This is a genomic window from Verrucomicrobiota bacterium, from assembly GCA_037139415.1.
Lineage (GTDB): Bacteria > Verrucomicrobiota > Verrucomicrobiia > Limisphaerales > Fontisphaeraceae > JBAXGN01.
Genome location: JBAXGN010000301.1, coordinates 1 through 5,467 on the forward strand (window position 1 = coordinate 1; position 5,467 = coordinate 5,467).

The 5,467-nt window shown below is 57.9% G+C and carries 3 protein-coding genes; all 3 read right to left on the reverse strand.

What is annotated here, in order from left to right; translation table 11 throughout:
• Positions 1–81 precede the first annotated feature (81 nt).
• The 3 genes from WCO56_28650 to WCO56_28660 are packed head-to-tail and all read right to left on the reverse strand — an operon-like array spanning position 82 to position 4,987.
• Entirely contained in the window at positions 82–3,192 is a 3,111-nt protein-coding gene (locus WCO56_28650) for an efflux RND transporter permease subunit (protein ID MEI7733573.1), read from the reverse strand.
• Positions 3,193–3,209: 17 nt separating this feature from the next.
• Positions 3,210–4,337: an efflux RND transporter periplasmic adaptor subunit gene (locus WCO56_28655; GenBank protein MEI7733574.1), complete on the reverse strand. Its 1,128-nt coding sequence runs from the start codon at positions 4,335–4,337 to the stop codon at positions 3,210–3,212.
• Positions 4,338–4,351: 14 nt separating this feature from the next.
• Complete coding sequence (locus WCO56_28660) at positions 4,352–4,987, reverse strand: TetR/AcrR family transcriptional regulator (GenBank protein MEI7733575.1); 636 nt, start codon at positions 4,985–4,987, stop codon at positions 4,352–4,354.
• Between the last annotated feature and the right edge of the window lie 480 nt (positions 4,988–5,467).

Genomic DNA, 5,467 nt, shown 5'->3' on the forward strand with positions numbered 1-5,467 from the left:
GCCATAATCTGCTGGCGACAGACAATATCTATTTACGGATAAGCACTAAGTCTCAGCTTGAAAGCTCATTGGAATTACCCCTCATTTTTCCACGCTAGATTCGGCGAGGTCCCCGTCTGCTTCTGAACTTTCCTTCGTGTGTTGCTTTGCGATCAGCACATAGAGAGAGGGAATCACCAACAAGGTGAACACAGTGCCGAGGAACATGCCCGCCACAATCACAATGCCAATGGAATTGCGCGCGGCGGCGCCAGCGCCGGAAACCAACGTCAGCGGGAAATGTCCGCAAATGGTGGCGGCACTGGTCATCAGCACGGGACGCAGCCGGACCAGGGCCGCCTGGCGCACCGCCTGGACCTTGCCCAGCCCGAGCCGCTGTTGGACATTGGCAAATTCGACAATGAGAATGCCGTTTTTCGATACCAGCCCGATAAGTGTAACCAGCCCGACTTGGGAATAAATATTCAGCGTGGTGGTCCAGCCGTCCGTCCAGAATGCCATGTTCGGATTCGGCATCTTGAGGAAGCAGAATATCAGCGCGCCAAACATGGCGAGGGGCACGGACCCCAGCAGAATGATGAGCGGATCGCGGAAACTGTTGAATTGGGCCGCCAGTACCAGGAAGATCAGCACCAGCGCCAGGATGAAGGCGGGCAGGAACTTACTGCCTTCAACGCGCAACTGGCGGGATTCCCCGGTATAATCCAGCTTGTACCCTTTCGGCAGGATCTTCGTGGCTTCGCCTTCCAGAAATTTGAGTGCCTCGTCCAGCGGGCGGATCGCCACGCCGCTAAGCTTGACGGCATTAAACTGCTGAAACCGGTTGAGGGAGCGCGGACTGTTTTTCTTGTGCAGGGTGGCAAACGTGCTGAGCGACACCAATTGTCCGTTGGGTCCTTTTACATACGTGTTTTCCAACTGGCTGGCGTTCAGGCGCTCGATGCGCTTGAGCTGCGGAATCACCTTGTAGCTGCGTCCATCAAAGTTGAAGCGATTCACGTAATTACCGCCGACCAGCGCCGCAAGGTCTGCGCCGACGGATGCCAGGTTCAGCCCGAGCGCCGCGACCTTATCGCGGTCCATTACCAACTCGACTTCGGGTTGATCCAGTTTGGTGTCAATGATCGGTGGAAATGCGAACATGCCGTTGGTGGCGGCAATCTGCTGCAATTTATCGGCAAATTGCAAAATCACTTCGGGTTCGGCGGTGGCGCAAATGACAAACTCCACTGGGAACTGGCCGCCGCCCGGCAGCGCCGGCGGGATTGCCGCGAAGCTGCGCACGCCGGGAATGCGGCTGATGATCGCCTGCGCTTCGGGCATGATCTGGAATACGGAACGTTTCCGCTCGTTCCAGGGTTTGGTCACCATGCCGCCAAAACCATTATCCGGGAAAGTAATCTGGAACGATTGGCTGGCCTCGGGAATTTTCATCCATTCCCGGTTAAGGGCATCGGTATAAAATGCGGTCTGGTCAATGGTGGCATCTGCGGCCGCCTCAACAATGGCGAACACAATGCTCTGATCTTCGGTCGGCGCGAGTTCCTTGGAGGCCATGATGAATAGCGGCACCGCCAGCACGCTAAGCGTGATCCAGATGATATACACGGCGGGACGCGCCGAGAGCGTGGCGTCCAGGATGCGACCATAAAATTTGCGCAGCCGGTCAAAGGCGTGGTTGATCCAGCCGGTAAACCCATGTTCTTCCCGTCCGGAGTCCAGCAGTTTGGAAGACATGACCGGTGATAACGTGAGCGCCACGACACCGGAAATGAACACTGCGCCGGCGAGCGTGAAAGCAAATTCACGGAACAGCGAACCGGTAAGGCCGCCTTGTAGCCCGATCGGGGCATACACCGCCGCCAGGGTGACCGTCATGGCGATCACCGGGCTCACCAGTTCCCGCGCCCCGAGGATGGCGGCTTGCACCGGAGTCAGGCCTTCGCGTACATGGCGTTCCACGTTCTCCACGATGACAATCGCATCATCCACCACCAGGCCGACCGATAGCACAATCGCCAGCAGCGTCAGCAGATTGAGCGTGAACCCAAACGCCTGCATCAGGAAGATGGCGCCGATCAGCGAGATGGGAATGGCCACCAGCGGGATCAGCACAGACCGCAGCGAACCGAGGAACAGGAAAATCACGATCGCGACAATCATCAGGGTCTCCGTGAGCGTCTTCAACACCTCTTGGATGGCGGTATCAATGTATTTGGTGGCATCGTAGGCAATCCGGCCCTGCATGCCGGTGGGCAGTTCCTTTTGGATCGAGTCCATTTCCTCACGCACCCGTTTGATCACATCCAGCGAGTTGGCATTGGGCAATACCCAGACCCCCATGAATACCGCCTTTTGTCCGGTGAAGCGCACCTCGGTTTCATAATCCTCCGCGCCCAGCACCACGTCCGCAATGTCGGAGAGGCGCACCAATTTATCCCCGGACTGGCGCACGACCAGGTTGCGGAACTCCTCCACGGAACGCAGGTCCGTGTTGGCCGAGAGATTCACCTGCACCAGCGAGCCCTTGGTGTGGCCCACGGCGGAGAGGAAGTTGTTGGCCGCCAGCGCCTCGCGCACCTGCGCGGGATTGATGTTCAGCGCGGCCATCTGGTCCTGTTTCAGCCAGATGCGCATGGCAAACGTGCGACCGCCCAAAATATCCGCCCGCTGCACGCCTTCCAGCGCGGATAACCGGGGTTGCACCACCCGCACAAGGTAATCGGTGATCTGATTTGCTTCGAGAAGATCCGCCGTAAAACTCAGGTAGGCGGAGGCAAACTGCGAATCAGTGGGGACGATGTTGATGATGGGAACCTCCGCTTCGGGCGGAAGGTTGTTGCGCACCTGGTCCACGCGAGAGCTGATTTCAGACAGCGCCTTGATGGGATCGTAGTTGAGCTTGAGCCGGACGTTGATGGTGGAAAGCCCGAGTTTGCTGGTGGATTCAATGTAGTCAATCCCATCGGCGGCAGCGATGGCCCGCTCCAAAGGGGTGGTGATGAACCCGCGCACCAGGTCGGCGTTGGCACCCACGTAAACCGTCATCACGGTGACGGCGGCATTGTCGCTGCGTGGATATTGACGCACCACCAGCGACCGGATGGCTTGAAACCCGGCAATCACAATCACCAGGTTCACCACCAGCGCCAGCACCGGGCGCCGGATAAAAATATCTGTAAACGACTTCATGAGGGAAAGGTTGCGGATTAACTGTCCGTGGGGCGTGGGGCCGCGTCATTCTTGGGCGACAGGTTATTGTTCTCGACCACGGACATACCGTTGCGCAGCTTGAATATGCCTGCGCTCACGATGCGGTCGCCGGCTTTGAGTCCTGATTCCACGCTGAGCAAGTCACCCCGCGCCTGCCCGGTGCGCACGAACTGCTGGCGCACGGTCAGTCCGGGCTTCCCATCCTTGCCGCTCGACGCTTCAACCAGGTACACCGAGTTGCCGTACGGGGCACTGAGGACCGAAGTGGCCGGAATTACCATGACGGCTTTTTCCTCCGGCAGCAACACCTCCACGCGGGTAAACATGCCGGGGCGCAGCTTGCCTTCCTGATTGTCGAACGTGGCCTGCAGCCGCACGCTGCGGGTGCCTTGATCCAGATCCGGGTTGATGGCCGTCAGGGTCCCGGTAAACAATTGTCCTGGATAGGTGTCGGTAATGACCCGCACCCGCATCCCGGTTTTCAGCCGGGCCAGTTCCTGTTGCGGCATGGAAAATTCCACATAAACCGGGGCCAGGGACTGGAGCGAAACGATGGGGCGGCCGGCCTCCAAATACTGGCCCAGGTTCACCTGGCGCAAACCGAGCTGCCCGGCAAACGGGGCGCGGATGGTTTTCTTTTCAATCGTGGCTTGAATAACATCCGCATTGGCTTGGGCCTGTTTCAGAGCCGCGTCGGCAGTATCCAAGTCGGATTGCGATACGGTGTTATCACTGCGCAGGCTGCGAATGCGGCCCAAATTCAATCGGGCTAATTCCACTTGTGATTCAACGGCCCGCAGTTGGGCGATCTCACTTGAAACATCCAGTTTTACCAGCAACGCGTTGCTCGCCACCATCGCCCCGGATTCAAAAGTGATTTCCCGCACGATGCCGGGAATATCCGGGGTGACCGTGACGCCCTGGACCGCGACCACCGTACCAATGGCGGAGATCGTTCCCTGCCACTGTTCCGCGCGCACCACCGTCGTGGAAACCGTTTCGGGTGGCGGTGTAAACGATTGCCCGGCGGCAATCAGTTTCTGAATTTGCAGGGCTTTCACGCCCACCAGTCCGCTCAGGACCAGCAGCACAATGACAATGGCGAGTACGATTCGTAGTTTCATGGATAAAGATGGATTCAGGTTGGTGTTTTACGGAGCAGTCCGTGCAGCAGCGTCTCGGTCAGCAGGTCGGCGGTCCGTCCCGCCGGACGCCAGTCTATCCACCGGCTCTCCGTCTTGGTCAAATGCAGGGCGACCAGCCCGTGCACCCCCGACCAGATTATTTGCGCGATCAGGTTGGAGTCTTTTAATTCGGGACGAAAACGCCCTTCCGCAATCGCCTCTTGCACCGCCGTGTGCAGAAACGCGTAGGCATCCTCGTCGGGATTTCCCCGTTCGATCCGGTACTGGTCGGGGTGCGGCTCCGGGTGCGGGGTCATGAACATCAGCCGGTAATGCTGCGGATACTCCAATCCGAAATTGACATACGCCAGGCTGGTTTTGCGGATGCGCTCCACCGGGTCCAGGATGCGCCCCAAGCGCCTGAAGTAGTCGGACAACGAACGGAAATCCGTCTCGCACAACTCCCGCAGCAAGGTTTCCTTGTCTGGGAAATGATAGTAGAGCGCGGTGGCGGTATAACTGATCTGCCTGGCAATCTCCCGCATGGTGACGGCTTCATAACCCCGCTGGGCAAACAGGGTGCGTGCCGCGTCGAGGATTTTCGACCGCAGCGCTTCTTTGGCTTTCGTCCGCCGTTCTTTGGATTGCATGACCATTGGCATGAATTCTAACAGCGTTAGAAAATATAACCTCGTTCCGGTTTCGTCAACTGCAATCAGCCCTCCCTTTGTCTTCGGTGCGTATGCAGAACTGGGTTCCTTTTCACCGCCTACCATTTTCATACCCGACTGCACGGATGACTGCGCAATTTACCATTAGGAACAATTCAAAAGGAGGCGTCATGAAAAACAGCCAAAACTATGGATGACCCCAACTGTGACCCCAACTGATTGAGCCTCATCCTGACCGCTCGGTGGAATGGGGCGCGAAGAGCATCCGCCATCCAACACGCCAGGCGGAAGTGAACGGCCGCCCCGCCCATAGGGGTAAAAGCAAACTGATTAGGTGACTGCGCTGATGGGATAGCTGAGAGACCACGGCTGAGGGGTGAAGGACTGCAAAGACGGCAGGGACTGCAAAGACAAGTGATCAGTGACCAGTGACCAGTAATCAGTAAAAAGGAATGGGAC

What these genes read in the sequence shown, in the direction of transcription:
- WCO56_28650 (MEI7733573.1), bottom strand. Translation starts at nt 3,192, where the DNA reads ATGAAGTCGTTTACAGATATTTTTATCCGGCGCCCGGTGCTGGCGCTG.
- WCO56_28655 (MEI7733574.1), bottom strand. Translation starts at nt 4,337, where the DNA reads ATGAAACTACGAATCGTACTCGCCATTGTCATTGTGCTGCTGGTCCTG.
- WCO56_28660 (MEI7733575.1), bottom strand. Translation starts at nt 4,987, where the DNA reads ATGCAATCCAAAGAACGGCGGACGAAAGCCAAAGAAGCGCTGCGGTCG.